The 15,077-nt window shown below is 60.4% G+C and carries 11 protein-coding genes; all 11 read right to left on the bottom strand.

What is annotated here, in order from left to right:
• Positions 1–700: 700 nt before the first annotated feature.
• A complete protein-coding gene (locus tag KGA82_RS16285) occupies positions 701–1,444 on the bottom strand; it encodes an SDR family NAD(P)-dependent oxidoreductase (RefSeq protein ID WP_223451231.1) in 744 nt (247 codons plus the stop codon).
• Positions 1,445–1,561: 117 nt separating this feature from the next.
• Entirely contained in the window at positions 1,562–2,086 is a 525-nt protein-coding gene (locus tag KGA82_RS16280) for a nitrous oxide reductase accessory protein NosL (RefSeq protein WP_223451233.1), read from the bottom strand.
• 32 nt (positions 2,087–2,118) lie between these two features.
• Positions 2,119–2,949 carry an ABC transporter permease gene (locus KGA82_RS16275; protein ID WP_008032080.1) on the bottom strand — a complete coding sequence of 277 codons (831 nt, stop codon included), beginning with the start codon at positions 2,947–2,949 and terminating at the stop codon, positions 2,119–2,121.
• A complete protein-coding gene (locus tag KGA82_RS16270) occupies positions 2,946–3,869 on the bottom strand; it encodes an ABC transporter ATP-binding protein (RefSeq protein ID WP_008037453.1) in 924 nt (307 codons plus the stop codon). The genes KGA82_RS16275 and KGA82_RS16270 overlap by 4 nt, the downstream gene beginning before the upstream one ends.
• A complete protein-coding gene (locus KGA82_RS16265) occupies positions 3,866–5,155 on the bottom strand; it encodes a nitrous oxide reductase family maturation protein NosD (protein WP_223451230.1) in 1,290 nt (429 codons plus the stop codon). Before KGA82_RS16265 ends, KGA82_RS16270 begins: the two co-directional genes overlap by 4 nt.
• Positions 5,156–5,182: 27 nt before the next feature.
• On the bottom strand, positions 5,183–7,102 hold the full coding sequence (gene nosZ, locus KGA82_RS16260) for a TAT-dependent nitrous-oxide reductase (RefSeq protein ID WP_223451229.1): 1,920 nt from the start codon (positions 7,100–7,102) through the stop codon (positions 5,183–5,185).
• A gap of 64 nt (positions 7,103–7,166) precedes the next feature.
• Complete coding sequence (gene nosR, locus KGA82_RS16255; protein WP_223451227.1) at positions 7,167–9,347, bottom strand: transcriptional regulator NosR; 2,181 nt, start codon at positions 9,345–9,347, stop codon at positions 7,167–7,169.
• Positions 9,348–9,456: 109 nt separating this feature from the next.
• Complete coding sequence (hemN, locus tag KGA82_RS16250; protein ID WP_223451226.1) at positions 9,457–10,845, bottom strand: oxygen-independent coproporphyrinogen III oxidase; 1,389 nt, start codon at positions 10,843–10,845, stop codon at positions 9,457–9,459.
• Between the two features lie 22 nt (positions 10,846–10,867).
• A complete protein-coding gene (locus KGA82_RS16245) occupies positions 10,868–12,214 on the bottom strand; it encodes a coproporphyrinogen III oxidase (RefSeq protein ID WP_008037459.1) in 1,347 nt (448 codons plus the stop codon).
• A gap of 109 nt (positions 12,215–12,323) precedes the next feature.
• The gene (locus KGA82_RS16240; protein WP_008032069.1) at positions 12,324–12,767 is read right to left on the bottom strand and encodes a CopD family copper resistance protein; all 444 of its coding nucleotides are present in this window, start codon (positions 12,765–12,767) and stop codon (positions 12,324–12,326) included.
• A gap of 204 nt (positions 12,768–12,971) precedes the next feature.
• Complete coding sequence (locus KGA82_RS16235) at positions 12,972–14,972, bottom strand: peptidase U32 family protein (protein ID WP_032832365.1); 2,001 nt, start codon at positions 14,970–14,972, stop codon at positions 12,972–12,974.
• Between the last annotated feature and the right edge of the window lie 105 nt (positions 14,973–15,077).

The following is a 15,077-nucleotide window of genomic DNA, read 5'->3' as shown; positions in this document are numbered from 1 at the left end:
TAACCCGGCATCCATGCCGGGTTGCCCACTGCGCAGAACCTGCGCTCGGCCTCTCGAGGGGGCGCTCAGATCAAAAGCGGAAGGCGAGCTAACGCTCGGCCTGATGAGTGGTGGGAATCAAAAGCGTGCGTGATTCCCTGTAGGAGCGAGGCTTGCCCGCGAAAAACGACCGGGCAACGCGTTCATTCAGACAGCCCGCGTTATCGTTGACGTCCATCGCCAGCAAGCTGGCTCCTACAATTTTGAATCGTGTGAACCCAATCACCGTGTAGGAGCCGGCTTGCTGGCGATGGCGTTCGTCCAGTCAATAAATATGTTGGCTGACCCACCGCTATCGCCAGCAAGCCGGCTCCTACAGTTGATTGGTGTCATGGCCAATTACCGCGTCTGCTGTTGCTTTGCTTTGCTTTGCTTTGGCTTTTGATTTTGATCTGCCCCGTCGGGAGGCCGAGTGGAGGTTCTGCGCAGTGGGCAACCCGGCATGGATGCCGGGTTAGCCGCCCCCGGCCAGGGATGGCCGATGGCGGCGGGCCCACGGAGCAGGACCGGAGCGAGGGAATGCCGAGCCTAGGCGAGGCACCGTACGTCAGGGGCAAAGCCTTTTGCTTACTTTTCGGCGTTTGGAAAAGTGAGTCGCTGTAAGAGCGAAACCATAAGCCGCCGTTACCGCAGAAATGGATATGTACCCCGATCCCCCCCGTCAGCCCAACGTATAACCGTTATCAACCTTCCAGTCCTGCCCATAAACCCCCCGCGCCCCCTGGGACAGCTGAAAAATAATCACGTTGGCCACCGCAGACGCATCAAGAAAATGCCCCGGCAAAAGACGCTTGCCAAGCGTGTCAGCAACATCGTCAAGCTCACCATCACTCAAGCCCAGGTTGTCCCACATCGAGGTCGCGGTCGGCCCCGGCGAGACCAGGTTGATGCGCACATCGAAACGGGCAAACTCCACCGCCAGCGTGCGCGCCTGGGCCGCCAATGCCGCCTTGCTGGCAATGCAGGCCGCCAGGCCGGGAAAACTCGACCCCGTCAGGAAGCTGCCGACAAACACCACCGACGCCGGGTTCGCCAACTCACTGCGCAACGCCGCCAAGGTGTTCAACGCACCCGCACCGTTGACCGCCCATTGCCGCTGAAAGGCCGGCATGTCCAGGCTGTCGGCCATTTCGGCAATGCCGGCGTTGGGCACCAGATAATCCACCCGCCCCAACGTCGCCGCCCGCCGGGCCAACCCTTGCAGATCGTCCTCGCAGGTAACGTCCCCTGCACACCATTGCAGCCGTTCACCATAGATCTGCTGCAAGGCCGGCAAATCACCGACGGTGCGCGACATCGCCAACACCCTGACCCCACGCGGCAACAGCGCCGCGCACAAGGCCAGGCCAATCCCGGAACTGGCGCCGGTGATCACGGCCAAACGATCCTGAAACTCGGTTTGCATCATGTTCTCCTGGGCATCGTCGATGCCAAGCACTGGGGACCTGGCGGGACCCTATCTTTGAACAGATGCAAAAATTCCGACTTGACGGCGATCAGATTTTCTCAATGGATCGACCGCTCAATGAGTCGAGTGCGACATGGCCGGTTGTTGCAGCACCGACTGATCGATCTCGCTGAACCGCAGCACGCGACCGCCCTGCTCCGTGGCCAGTTTTTCAGCAGCCTGCTGGCTGGAGAACGACGCCAACACCACCCCCATCGCCCCCTTGAGCCGGGTGCCGACCACGTAATACGCATCTTTGGCATCGATCAGCCGGGTATCATCCGGCGCATTCCAAGGGCTGTGCTCCATGTCGTGGACAAATAGTTTGGCATCGCCATGATGGTTTTCCGGCTGCAGCCACCAACCGATCATTTCCGCCGTGGAGCAGAATTTCTTGATGCCGCTGTGCTCGACCACTTCACCCTTGGGGCCGGGGAAGCCGTCGATGATCATGCCGCAGACATGGCACTCATCACTGGGATGAAAGGCGCTGGGGGCATCGCTGTAGCTGGCTTGCACGGGTTTGTCACACGCCGTCAGCAGCACACAGACCATCAGGCCCGCCAGGTTGCGCAGCGTCTTCCAATCAAGCGTTCTCATCATCAGGTGCTCCAAAAAACCAAAGTAAGAATTCAAGTCGCCCGTCGACGGAACAGCAGCCAGGCCGTACCCAACGGCGCCGCCACCCACAACAGCAGGCAGAGCCAGAGCATCGAGCCCGGCACAGGCAAATCGCTGCCCAGGGTCAGCACGCCAGCGGTACTGGCGACGGCGTCAAAACCGGAAAGATTGATCAAGCGATAGAGGTCGGCGGGATTGAACAGCAGCAACCAGGGCAGCACTTTCGGGTTGAAGTGCCCTTCGCTGAGCACCAGCAGGGCGAGCAGCGCCAGGTCGAATACCAGCACGAAAAAGAACCACACGCCCAGCGCCAAACCGGCGGCCGTGGATTTCTCGGCCGCCACGCTGCTCAGCACATAAGCCAGCCCCAGAAAGCCCCAGCCCAGTAGCGTCGACGACACAATGAATCGTCCGAAGGCCCAGAGCAGCAGACTCAGCTCGACGTCGTCCACCAGCACGGCGATCGCGAGCATCGCGCAGCCGAAACCGATCAGCGTCGCCAGCGCCAGGATCAACCCGTGGCCAATGAACTTGCCGAGCAGGATGTGCCCGCGCCCCAGCGGATAGGTCAACAACAGCAGCAAGGTGCCGCTTTCGTCCTCGCCGACAATGGCGTCATACGCCAGCATCAAGGCGATCAGCGGCATCAGGAACGTCGCTAGGCTGGCCAGGCTGGCGATGGTCGCGGGCACCGAGGTAAAGCCCAACTGACCGGACGCCGCCGCGCCCAGCCAGGCAATGCCGGTGGCCAGCACCGCGAACAACAGGCTGATCGCCAACAACCAGCGGTTGCGCAAACCGTCATTGAATTCCTTGCGGGCCATGTTCCAGATCGGGTTCATAGAATCTCTCCACTGTGGGTCGCAGCGGCCCGTCCCATGTAATAGCGGTAGAGGTCTTCCAGGGACGGTGGAGTGATTTCCACGTCAGCCGGCTCGTCCTCATTGAGCAACTGGCGCAACAGGCCCAGTTTGCTGCCATTGAGCGCGGCCACTTCGAGGCCCTCCACGCCCCAACGTTGAGTGACGTGCCCGGCGATGTTCCACGAGGCCTGCAAGGGGCCGGCATGCTTGAGTCCGTTGGCGCGAATCAGCGTCGGCAACCCGGCTTCCTCGCGCAGGCTGCGCAGGCTGCCGAGGGCCAGCAGACGCCCCTGGGTCAGGATCGCCGCACGATTGATATGCGCCTCGACCCCCGGCAAAACGTGGGAACAGAGAATGACGCTGGTGCCCTGGCTGCGCAGACGGTCGAGCAACCGATACAGGTCTTGAGTGGCGATGGGATCGAGGCCGACCGTCGGCTCGTCGAGCAGCAACAGGCGCGGTTCGCCGAGCAAGGCTTGCGCCAGCCCGAGGCGTTGGCGCATGCCTTTGGAGTAGGTCTTGACCCGTCGATGCGCCGCCCCTGCCAGGCCAACTTCCTCCAGCAGCCCGTCCACCTGAGCGAACGCGGCCCCTTTGAGTCGCGCGAAATGACGCAAGGTTTCCAGGCCGCTCATCTGCGGATAAAACGTCACGTTCTCCGGCAAATAGCCGAGCAGACGCCGGACATTCGGATCACTGGGCAAGCGGCCAAACACCCTGACCTGCCCTTCGCTGGCCTGCAGCAAACCGAGCACCAGCTTCATACTGGTGGTCTTGCCCGCGCCGTTGTGCCCGAACAAACCCAGCACTTCGCCTTCGGCCAGGCTCAGGCTCAACTGATGCAACACCGTGGTGTGCCCATAACGCTGGCTGACGCCTTCCAGATCGACGACATTCATGTGACGGGCTCCTTGGTCAGGGTGTGCGTGGTGGATTTCATCAACGGATGGCTGTCGAGTACGCCCGGCGATTTCATCACCGGAAACGCCCGTTGCACCCAGCGCAGCAGTTCAATCCCGGGGCTGTTCATCAACAGCCGCACCTGCGGGTACAGCCACAGCAGGCGGTCGACGTTGTCGTTGGGTTCGTAGGCGATATCGCCCAGGCCATCGTTGTTGCGGTCCCAGCCCAGATAGTCGCTCCAGTAATTGCCCCGGCCATCCGCCGACCATTCCTGCAAGCGGGTGGCGACGTATTTGACCTGGCGCTGGTTGCCGACAAACGCGTTGTCGGCGATGCGGTTGTCTTCGGAGCCGGCGGTGAGGTGAATGCCCACGGCGCTGTGCTCGAAGTGGTTGTGTTCGATGCGGTTGAACAGCGAGTTGTAGATGAACAGCGCCTTGCCCTCGGCGCCGCTGATCATGCTGTCGCCGGTCGAACCGTCGCGCACGTCGGTGACGAAGTTGTCGCGCAAAGTTGAATAGGTGATGTAGTTCATCAGGATGCCGTAGTTCTGATCCTGTTCGGAGCGGTTGCCGATCACCGTGAGCTTGCGGCTTTGCATCAGGGCGTAGCCGGTGCGGGTGCGGCGGGTGGTGTTGCCGATCAGCTGGTTGTCGTTGGCGAACATGTAATGCACGCCGTAACGCAGGTCTTCCAGGGTATTGCCTTGCAGCAGGTTGCCGTTGGAAGTGTCGATGTAGATGCCATCGCGGGTGTCGCGCACCTGGTTGCCGATGACCTTGGCGCCATGCACTGCATACAGGTGAATGCCGTTACCGCGATCCTGTGAACGCATCGCCGGATCGCCCTGGATGCGGTTGTCGATCAGGCTCGCATCCTGAGTCCCATCGACCCAGATCCCGAATCCCTGACCTTGCAGGCGATTGCCTTTGATCACCGCGCCACGCGCCTTGGGCTGGAGGAACACCGCCGCATTCATGGCCGTGAGGTCGTGCCCCCAGTCCAGAAAAGTGCAGCCCTCGATCCCGACGTCCGGTGCGCTGACAATCACCCCGTTGCCCTGCCCTTGCGCCTGAAAAACCGCGCCGGGCTCGCACACAATCTGCATCGGTTGATCGACGCTGAACGAGCCACGGTATTCGCCCGCCGGCACGTGCCAGCGTTGCTCGGCGTCAAGGCGCAACGGCAGCGTAGTAATGGGTTGCACCGCCAGCACGCTGCAGGGCATCAGCAGGAGCGCAAGCGCGATCACCTTGATCGGGTTTCCCTTGATGTCGGTCATCGGTCCGCTCCTGTCGATGCTCAACCGTCAGGCCCGCTCGACCTTCATGCGGCCGACCATTTCCATGTGCAGCGCATGGCAGAACCAGCTGCAGTAATACCAATGCAGGCCGGCCTTGTCGGCGGTGAAGGTAATGGACGAGGTTTGCTGCGGGCTGATCTCCATGCTCGCGCCGTGGTTGGTCATGACGAAACCGTGGGACACGTCCTCGATCTGGTCGATGTTGGTGATGGTCACGGTCACTTCGTTGCCCTGCTTGACGGTGAACTCGGTCAAGCCATACGCCGGCGCCATGGAGGTCATGTAGACCCGCACATGATTGCCGTCGCGGATCACCTTGTTGTCGGTCTCCAGGTTGATGCCATCCTTCTTGGCCAGCTCCACGGTGGCGGCGAAGAACGGGTCGTTACGGTTCCAGATTTTTTGCGTCTTGATCTGATCCCGCCGCGCGAGGATGCAATCGTGCGGTTCGGCAAACGCCGGGCCGTCGTGCACCAGTTTCATTTCTTCGCCGGAAATATCGATCAATTGGTCGTTTTCCGGGTGCAGCGGCCCGGTCGGCAGGAAGCGGTCCTTGGAGAATTTGCACAACACCACCAGCCACTTGCCGTCCGCCTCACTGGTTTCGGTCAGCGACGCATGGTTGTGGCCGGGCTGGTAATGCACGTCGAGTTTTTGCTTGATGTAATTGACCTTCTCGCCCTTGTAGGCACGTACCGCGTCCGCCATGTTCCACTTCACCACCTGGCTGTCGATGAACAGCGTGGTGTAGGCGTTGCCGCGACCGTCGAAGGTAGTGTGCAACGGGCCCAGGCCCAGTTCCGGCTCGGCGGCGATGACTTCGCGCGGGTCCTTGAATTTATCGGCGAACAGGTCGTCCAGGCGGTCGATGGCGATCATCGATACGGTCGGCGACAGCTTGCCGTTGGCGATGAAATACTTGCCATCGGATGAGGTGTTGAGGCCGTGGGGGTTCTTCGGCACCGGGATGTAACGGGTGAATTCGGAGTCCTTGCCATCGGTTTTACGACCGTCGACCACCGGCACTTTCGAGTTTTCCAGGGTGATGAACTTGCCGGCCTTGATCGCGGCTTCGATGCGCGGAATGTTGAACACCACGACCCAGTCGCGCTCGTTGCGCATCATGCCGCCGAGGTCGTAGGCCTTCTCCGAGTTGTAGCAGGTGGACGCGGCGTACTTGCCGGTGTAGTCCATGTCGGCGTTGTCCAGATTGCCGTCGACGATCACCTGAAACGCCATTTCCATTTTTTCGGCATCGACTGCGTTGAACATGGTGAAGCTGTTCTTGTCTTGCAGGTCGAAGGTGTGGCCGTCATTGGGGTGCGGAATGACGAACTCGGCGTTGGCGAACACGTACTTGGTGTACGGCACTTTTTGCAGGCGCAGGCCGTGAATGGCTTGCACGTTCGGCACCGTGAGCATCTTGTCGCACTTCATGATGTCCAGGCGGATGCGCGCAATACGGGAGTTGGCCTTGTCGTTGATGAACAGGTACTTGCCGTCGTACTTGCCGTCCGTCATGGAGATGTGCGGGTGATGGCAATCGCCATTCTGGAACTTCGCGCTGTCGCCCATGATGCGCTTGCTTTCGTTGGTCAGGCCCCAACCGGTGGCCGAGTCGACGTTGAACACCGGAATACGCATCAACTCGCGCATCGACGGCACACCCAGCACCCGCACTTCGCCCTGATGACCGCCGCTCCAGAAGCCGTAGTATTCGTCCAGCTCGCCGGGGCCGACATGGGTTTTCGCCTGCGCATCCTTGACCGCAGCCGCCCATGACTCGCGGCTGAACACCGCCCCGCCCAATGTCGTGGCCCCTGCCAGCACCGCCCCGGTGACGGCGCTGCTGCCGAGAAAGCCGCGACGGCTGAGTCCGGCGTGCTCTTCTTCCTGCACCGGTTTTGTGGATTCTGTGTCAGTCATGCTGCGTACTCCTTGAAGGGATAAAACGGTGTGCGGGTAGAACTCGCTCCCGCAAGGGGGCACATCATTCAGGGGCGGTCACTTCCACGACAGGTATCAGTTGCGCCGCCACAGGTGCCGGTTTGCCGCGCTTCTTGCGCTTGTTGATCAGCGGCGGGCATTTGTGTTCGTTGTGGTAAGTCATCTGGCAATCGAGGCAGTAGTGGCACTCGTTGGCATTGATCCGCCCATCCGGGTGAATCGCCTGGATCTCGCATTCTTTGGCGCACAACTGGCAGGGGTTGCCGCATTCCTTGCGGCGCTTGAGCCAGTCGAACAGGCGCAGCTTGGTCGGGATCGCCAACGCGGCACCCAACGGGCAGATGTAGCGGCAATAGACTTTGCGCGTGAAGATGTTGATGACCAGCAGCGCCACCGCGTAAAGGACAAACCACCATTGGCGGTCGAATCTGAGGGTGATGGCGGTCTTGAACGGTTCCACTTCGGCGAACAATTCGGCGGTGGACATGGATTCCAGGGAGATACCGAACAGCAGCAGCAAAATGATGTACTTGATTGCCCACAACCGCTCATGCACCGCGAAGGGCAATTCGTACTGGGGGATTTTCAGCTTGCGCGCGGCTTCGTTGATCAGTTCTTGCAAGGCACCGAACGGGCACAACCAGCCGCAGAACACCCCACGCCCCCACAACAGAATGCTCGCGGCGGTGAACACCCACAGCATGAAAATCAGCGGGTCGGTGAGAAACAGCTCCCAGCGAAAGTGCTCGAACAACGCATGGACAAAGGTCAGGACATTGACCACCGAGAGCTGCCCCAGCGCATACCAGCCGAGGAACACCACGGTGAAGATCAGGTAACCGCGACGCAGCCAGTGCAGGAAATGCGGGCGGCGGGTGAACTTGTCCTGCAGGAACAGGATCGCCGTCAGCAGCAACAACGCGGTGGCGAGTACGCCGACCTGGAAGTGTTTCTGATACCAGATCGTCAACCACATCGGCCGGTTGGCTTCCTCGATGGCGGCCAGTTCTTCGGCACTCGGTGCGGGGCGCTCAAGGTATTGCTCGGGCAATTGATAAGACAGTTCGAAGCTGCTGAACATGCCGCTGACCGGACCGGTCTGACGCCGTACCAGCAACTCCAGGGACCAGGGCGATCCCGGATCGAAACCCGCCTGCTTGCGCACAATGAACACCGACATCTCATTGAACTCGGGCATGCCCTTGGCGAAGACGTCGGAGAGGCGCTGATGGTCCATGTCGCGAAAGCTGATGACATTGCCGAACTGGCGCAATTGCACCCGGTCGAAAATCCCGCCGCGCACGTAACCCGAGCCTTTATACGAATACAAGCCGCGTCCCAATACAGCAATGGCTTGCTCGCCGGGCTTGAGCTCTTGCATGAGGACACGGTATTGAATGTCGCCCAGCAGCGCGCGGCCAATGGTCGGAGGGTTCAGGTCGGCGGTGTACAGCTCGATAAAGGTGTCATCGACCTGGTCAGGCGCGGCCGTGTCGACGCCTTCGGCCTCGGTGCCTTTGAAGGCGGCATCGACCTGTCCACGGGTCAGGTTCAAGCGGCGGATGGCGCCGTTTCCGCTCAGTTGCTCCCAGGTGGCGGGCTCGAAAAAGTCCTGGCGCACGGTGGCGGGCTTGCTCGCCACTGCCCCCTTGTCTTCGATCAGCTTGAGCGATACGGCCACCTCATGGGCGGCCCGCATGATGACCTCATTGACCACCATGGCGGTGACGGTTGCACCGGCAATGGCATCCACGGTGACCGCACTCGGGTCACTGGAATGGCCGACAACCACTCGCTGGCTGACCTTGATCCCTGTGTAGCGGGCACTGAAACCGTGGAGTTTTTCTTCGGGGATGCCGATCAGCAGAATCGGCTCATGGTGTTCCAGGACGTAGGCATCCTGAATCACACCGGCGGTGTCGAGGATCACTTGGGTGTTGATCGGTTTGCCCGAGTAGGCCGGAATGTCCACCACGTCCAGGCTCTGGAAGACATAACCGATGACCTTGCCGGTCGCTGATATCGTCCGCACCTTGAACGGGCCTTCCGCTGCGGAAACCGAATCGGTTTGCGGGAAGACCTTCTCGATACGCTGCTGCTCGATGTCGCCGTATGACTTGGCCTCAACCACCGCGAACATCGCGAGTATCAGCAAGACCGTCACCACCAGACCAACGCTCCAGATGCGCAGGTTGCCAGGTATCGAAGGCGAAGAGATTGTCATGAGCAGGCTGATTTCAAAGGGTCTGCGCCCATGTTAGGGAGCATTGCGCCCCCGTCCCTTGATTGAAATCAACTTGCCGACAATCCCCGTTCCAGAGCGCCAGAATGTCTCAAACAGTGCGCGAAAACTGGCCTTTTTGCTGATCGCCCAAGTAGGCATCAAACGCCATCGCGGCGCTGCGCATCATCAAATGCCCTTGCGGCAACAGCACCAGCTCGTCACGGTGAATCTGCAAGAGCCCGTCGCGAACGTGCTCGCCGAGTTGGGCCAATGACTCGGCAAAATACTCGGTGAAGCAGATCGCGTGACGTGCTTCGAACTTGGCGAAATCGATCCGGCCATGGCACATCAGGTCGCTGATCACTTCGCGGCGCAACAGGTCGTCAGCGCTCAGGCGATAACCCCGATGCACCGGCAGCAGACCTTGATCGATGCGCGCGTAGTACTGCGAAAGCTCCTTGACGCTCTGGCTGTAGCTGTCGCCGACCTTGCCGATCGAAGACACCCCGAGGCCGATCAAGTCGCAGTCGGCATGGGTCGAGTACCCCTGGAAATTGCGTTGCAGCGTGCCATGGGCGCGGGCCAGTGCCAGCTCGTCATCCGGCAAGGCGAAATGGTCCATGCCGATGTAGACATAACCGGCCTCGGTCAAACGGCGAATGGTCAGTTCGAGCAACTCCAGCTTGCGCTCCGGCGGTGGCATGTCCTCCGGGCGAATCAGCCGTTGCGCGCGCACCATCTCCGGCAGATGCGCATAACTGTAGGCAGCAATCCGGTCCGGGCGCAGGGCAATGATCTTGGCAAGGGTGACGTCGAAACTCTGCACCGTTTGCAGGGGCAGGCCGTAAATCAGATCGACGCTGATCGACTTGAATTGCGCCTCGCGCGCCGCCGCGACCAGCGCATAAATCTGCGCTTCACTTTGCTGGCGATTGACCGCCGCCTGGACGTCGGGATCGAAGTCCTGCACGCCAAAGCTCAGGCGATTGAAGCCCAATTGGCGCAGCGAATGGATCTGTTCGCTGCAGATGGTGCGCGGGTCGACCTCGATGGAAAACTCATGGTCGTCGCTGTCGTCCATGTCGAATGCCTGGTGCAGGCAATCCATCAGGTCGGCCAGTTGTTCCTGGGTCAAATACGTCGGTGTGCCCCCGCCCAGATGCAGCTGCGTAAGCTTGCGCGTGTTGTCGAACAGCGCGGCCTGCATGGCGATTTCACGCTTGAGGTACGTCAGGTATTCGACGGCACGATGGGTCTTTTGGGTAATGATTTTGTTGCAGGCGCAGTAGTAACAAAGGCTTTTGCAGAACGGAATGTGGATGTACACCGACAACGGTTTCGGCACAGCGGCCTGGTTGCTGTCGTGGGCGGCACGCTGATAGTCGTCAACGGCAAACGCCTGATGAAACTGCGGTGCCGTCGGGTAAGAGGTGTAACGCGGCCCGGGCCGGTCATATTTTTCGACCAGGGCACGATTGAAATCGAATGAAGGCTTCATGATCAATCAACTCGCAGGTGGGTTAATGTTTTGCACTGTCCACCTCCTTTTCAAACAGGCTGCAGATAGCATCCACCTCCTGCCGGCCGGCGGGAAGGATGCTGATGAAACGCTCTGACAATTCAATCAAACCGTCACGACTCAATTGCTCCAGCAACGGCCAGACGGATGAGAAATACATGGGGAACACCAGCCCATAGCGCCGCTCGATGGCACGGATATCCAGCTCCTGATCACACGCCAGTCGCTCCATGACCATTTGCCTGATCTGCTCCCCTGCCTCGAAACGCCAGCCACGTGCAGTCGGCAGCTGGTCGTTGTCCAGCTGACGCTGATAGCGCTCAATGGCGTCGGTATTTTGCGTGTACAAATCGTCGATCCGGCTGATGGCGCCCACACCGAACCCGATGTGGTCGCAATAGCCGTGACGGGTGAAACCGTCGCAGGTGCGGCTCAAGCGGCCTCGCTCCTGAGCGATCGCCAGGTCATCATCGGGCCGGACAAACTGCCCCATGCCGATGTAGTGATACCCCGCTGCCAGCAATTGCTCGAAGCAGATCTGACGCATCGCGCCTTTGTCGTCCTGGCTGCACAACGCCCTGGCCTTGTCACCGAGCACAGGCCGATAGCGGCGTGGCGGCCGTGCATAGTCGAAAACCATCAGGCGGTCGGGCTCCAGCTCGATAATCGTCGTCAGCTTCAGCGCAAAACTGTCCGGCGTTTGCCAGGCATGGCCAAACCCCAGATCGACATTGATGGAGCGATAACCAAACGTGCGCGCGGCATCGATGAGCGAATGGATCGGCGCCGGATTCTGGTAGCAAGCCACGGACATCTCGCACTCGGTGTCGATGTCCGGAACACCAATGCTGACGTGATTGAATCCCTGATCGCGCAGCACGCCCATGGTCGACCAATCGGTGTGATGCAAATCCACTTCAACGCTGTAGTCGCCAGACTCATGTGCCAGAAAGTTGAACCGGCGACGCAAATGCCCCATCAGTCGCTGAATATGGGCGATGGTGGGCGTTCCACCGCCCAGGTGAAATTGCTCGACCCGTTGCTCTGGATGGGTGTGGCAACCGACCAGGTCGATCTCGTGTTCCAGACGCCGCAGGTACTGCTCGATGGCGCCCTGCTCGCCGCAGGCATCCGCAAGGGTGCAAAAGGACGGCTTGAGGCTGGAAGGCAGGCGCAAGTTCAGGGAGAGCGGCCGGCGTTTCTGGCGGCTGACGCGCAAGGCACGAAGCAAATCCAGAGAGCCGATGCCGTTGTGAAACTTTTGCGTATCGGCATGGCAGTTGGGGTCGAGCACACCCTGATCGCACCGAGCGACAAGCTCGCCAGGGTTGTGAAAGAAATCGAGCATGACGGGTCTCCCAGACTGGCTGCAGATCTTCAGTGTCCGGGATCGGCAATCATCGCTCCTTGATTTGTATCAAGCCGCCAGCCAAGTGCTTGCAGAGGCCGACCATCGGTCACCACGTCAGGTAAAACATGCCCTTGGCCAGCAAGACGATGGCGACCATATGGCAGAACAGACTGCCGTGGATGAACTGCAGGTATCGAGCGTTCATGCGCCCGCTTTTGAACAGAATCATGGCCACCAGAAAATGCAGGAGCACGCTCACGGCAACGACGATTTTCACCATCAGCAACGTGCCGAACGAGGACGCCAGCGGTGTGGCAAGAGCGGGCAAGTAGCGCTGCCAGACCATGCCGATCCCCGCGCCGAACAACACCAGCAACACCCACGGCATCAGCGTCCGTGCTCGACGACCGATCCCCTGCTCGACCAGCATCATCACCCTGTCGGGCAATTGCTTGCGGATGCTTTCCAGAAACAGGACTTCGAAGAACACCGTGCCGATGAATATCAGCGCGGCGAACAGGTGCAATGTCAAAAAAACGGGATAGACCATGAGAGGGATGGCTCTGATGACTCAGCGAGAGGAACATCAATCCCATTGTGTCGCCAGTGCCGGCGAGCTCCGGCCCAATGGGAACTCGCGCGTTCATCCGCAAGGGCGCGCGAGTGTTGCTTCACAGAATACAGAGCTGCCCGCCCTACCCGTTTGACACCGATCAAGAAACGTCCCTGTCTCTGATGCGGACTAGCCCACCTTTCAGTGGGGCGCGCGAGGAATCGTCTTGAGCAGATCTTCAGGGCTGATGTAACCGACCACCGGCTCCGCGACGCTGCCCGGTAGCGGCAGGTCAAGGATGTGGCCCTTGATCTTGCCGATCACGTGCATTTCGCAAGGTTTGCAGTCGAACTTCAACGTCAGCACCTCGTCACCGTGCACCAGTTGCATCGGCGCGACCTTGGTGCGAACGCCGGTGACGCCTTTGGCCTGTTTGGGGCAAAGGTTGAAGGAGAAGCGCAGGCAGTGCTTGGTGATCATCACCGGCACTTCTCCGGTTTCCTCGTGGGCCTCGAAGGCTGCATCGATCAGCTTGACGCCGTGACGGTGATAGAAGTCGCGAGCCTTTTGGTTGTAGACGTTGGCCAGGAACGACAGGTGCGACTCCGGGTACACCGGCGGCGGGTTTGTCTCGGCCTTGCGACCACCCCGTGGGTGGGCCAGCAGGCGGGCCGCGGTCAGCGCTTCGATCACTTCCCGACGCAGGGCCTTGAGCTGCGAGTTGGGGATGAAGAACGCCTGGGTTGCTTCCAGCTTGATGCCGGTGGCGTGGTAGTCGGTGGTGCCCAGTTGACCGAGCAGATCACGCAGTTGGTCCAGGGCCTGCTCCGGCTTGTTGGCCAGACCGAACGGGCCATCCAGAGACACGCTGGCACTGACGCCCTCCTCGCTGGTGGCGGTGAGTTGCAGGCGCTGCTCGTCCAGCTGTGCGACCCAGGCCAGACCGATACGACGTTCAGCGGAAGTCTTCTGCAAGGCTTGCTGCCAGTTGTGGTCCAGGTTGCGGCTCAGTGGATGGTTGGGCCGCAGCTTGTACATCCCGTCCGGCATCTCGTTGGGCTCGACACGGTAGCGATAACGCTTCTCGCCCTCTTCGAGGAACTCACCCTTGGGCTCGGCGATGTTGGCGCGAAAGCCCACTACTTCGCGCTTGATCTGCACGTTGAGACCGTCGCCGTTGGACAGCGGCTCAGAGGTCACCACCTGCAAATCACGCTTGCCCACCTTCTCCACCACGCCCACTGGCAGGCCGGTGAAAGTCGGTGAATCGAAGGCACCGATGTCGACCTTGCGATCGGTGACAAAGTAGTCGGTGCTGCCACGGTGGAAGGTCTTGTCCGGGTCGGGTACGAAGAAATGCGCAGTGCGGCCACTGGACGCGCGGGCCAGGTCCGGACGATCTTCAAGAACGTCGTCCAGGCGCTGGCGGTAGTAGGCCGTGATGTTCTTCACGTAGCCCATGTCCTTGTAGCGCCCTTCGATCTTGAATGAGCGAACACCGGCTTCCACCAACGCACGGATGTTGGCGCTCTGGTTGTTGTCCTTCATCGACAGCAGGTGTTTTTCGTAGGCGACGACGCGGCCCTGGTCGTCCTTGAGGGTGTACGGCAAACGACAGGCCTGTGAACAGTCGCCACGGTTGGCGCTGCGACCGTTCTGTGCGTGGGAGATGTTGCACTGGCCGGAGAACGCCACACACAACGCGCCATGGATGAAGAATTCGATGGCCGCATCGGTCTCGTCGGCGATGGCGCGAATTTCTTGCAGATTCAGCTCGCGGGCCAGTACCAGTTGGGAGAAGCCCGCCTGGTCCAGAAACTTCGCCCGTGCCAGGGTGCGGATGTCGGTCTGGGTGCTGGCGTGCAACTCGATGGGCGGGATATCCAGCTCCATCACGCCAAGGTCCTGAACGATCAACGCATCGACGCCGGCATCGTAGAGCTGATGGATCAGCTTGCGCGCTGGCTCCAGCTCATTGTCATGCAGGATCGTGTTGATCGTCGTGAACACCCGGGCGTGGTAGCGCCGGGCGAACTCCACCAGTCCGGCGATCTCACTCACTTCGTTACAGGCATTGTGGCGGGCGCCGAAGCTCGGGCCACCGATATAAATGGCGTCGGCACCATGCAGGATCGCCTCGCGAGCGATGCTCACGTCACGGGCAGGGCTGAGCAGTTCCAGGTGATGTTTGGGCAAGGACATATTTTTTATCTGGTTTGTCACGGTCGAGGCACGCATTGTAGCGGGCAAATGTTTGACCGGCATCCGTGGGCTTCTTGGTCAGGGTTGATATCACCTGCCTGTAAG

This window comes from Pseudomonas sp. BF-RE-22, from assembly GCF_019956155.1.
GTDB classification, from domain to species: domain Bacteria; phylum Pseudomonadota; class Gammaproteobacteria; order Pseudomonadales; family Pseudomonadaceae; genus Aquipseudomonas; species Aquipseudomonas migulae.
The sequence above is the reverse complement of the archived record's forward strand: the minus strand, read 5'-3'. Positions and strand labels throughout refer to the sequence as shown.

Excerpts from the sequence above, each read along its gene's own strand:
- KGA82_RS16285 (WP_223451231.1), bottom strand. The coding sequence starts at position 1,444 with ATGCAAACCGAGTTTCAGGATCGTTTGGCCGTGATCACCGGCGCCAGT.
- KGA82_RS16280 (WP_223451233.1), bottom strand. The coding sequence starts at position 2,086 with ATGAGAACGCTTGATTGGAAGACGCTGCGCAACCTGGCGGGCCTGATG.
- KGA82_RS16275 (WP_008032080.1), bottom strand. The coding sequence starts at position 2,949 with ATGAACCCGATCTGGAACATGGCCCGCAAGGAATTCAATGACGGTTTG.
- KGA82_RS16270 (WP_008037453.1), bottom strand. The coding sequence starts at position 3,869 with ATGAATGTCGTCGATCTGGAAGGCGTCAGCCAGCGTTATGGGCACACC.
- KGA82_RS16265 (WP_223451230.1), bottom strand. The coding sequence starts at position 5,155 with ATGACCGACATCAAGGGAAACCCGATCAAGGTGATCGCGCTTGCGCTC.
- nosZ (WP_223451229.1), bottom strand. The coding sequence starts at position 7,102 with ATGACTGACACAGAATCCACAAAACCGGTGCAGGAAGAAGAGCACGCC.
- nosR (WP_223451227.1), bottom strand. The coding sequence starts at position 9,347 with ATGACAATCTCTTCGCCTTCGATACCTGGCAACCTGCGCATCTGGAGC.
- hemN (WP_223451226.1), bottom strand. The coding sequence starts at position 10,845 with ATGAAGCCTTCATTCGATTTCAATCGTGCCCTGGTCGAAAAATATGAC.
- KGA82_RS16245 (WP_008037459.1), bottom strand. The coding sequence starts at position 12,214 with ATGCTCGATTTCTTTCACAACCCTGGCGAGCTTGTCGCTCGGTGCGAT.
- KGA82_RS16240 (WP_008032069.1), bottom strand. The coding sequence starts at position 12,767 with ATGGTCTATCCCGTTTTTTTGACATTGCACCTGTTCGCCGCGCTGATA.
- KGA82_RS16235 (WP_032832365.1), bottom strand. The coding sequence starts at position 14,972 with ATGTCCTTGCCCAAACATCACCTGGAACTGCTCAGCCCTGCCCGTGAC.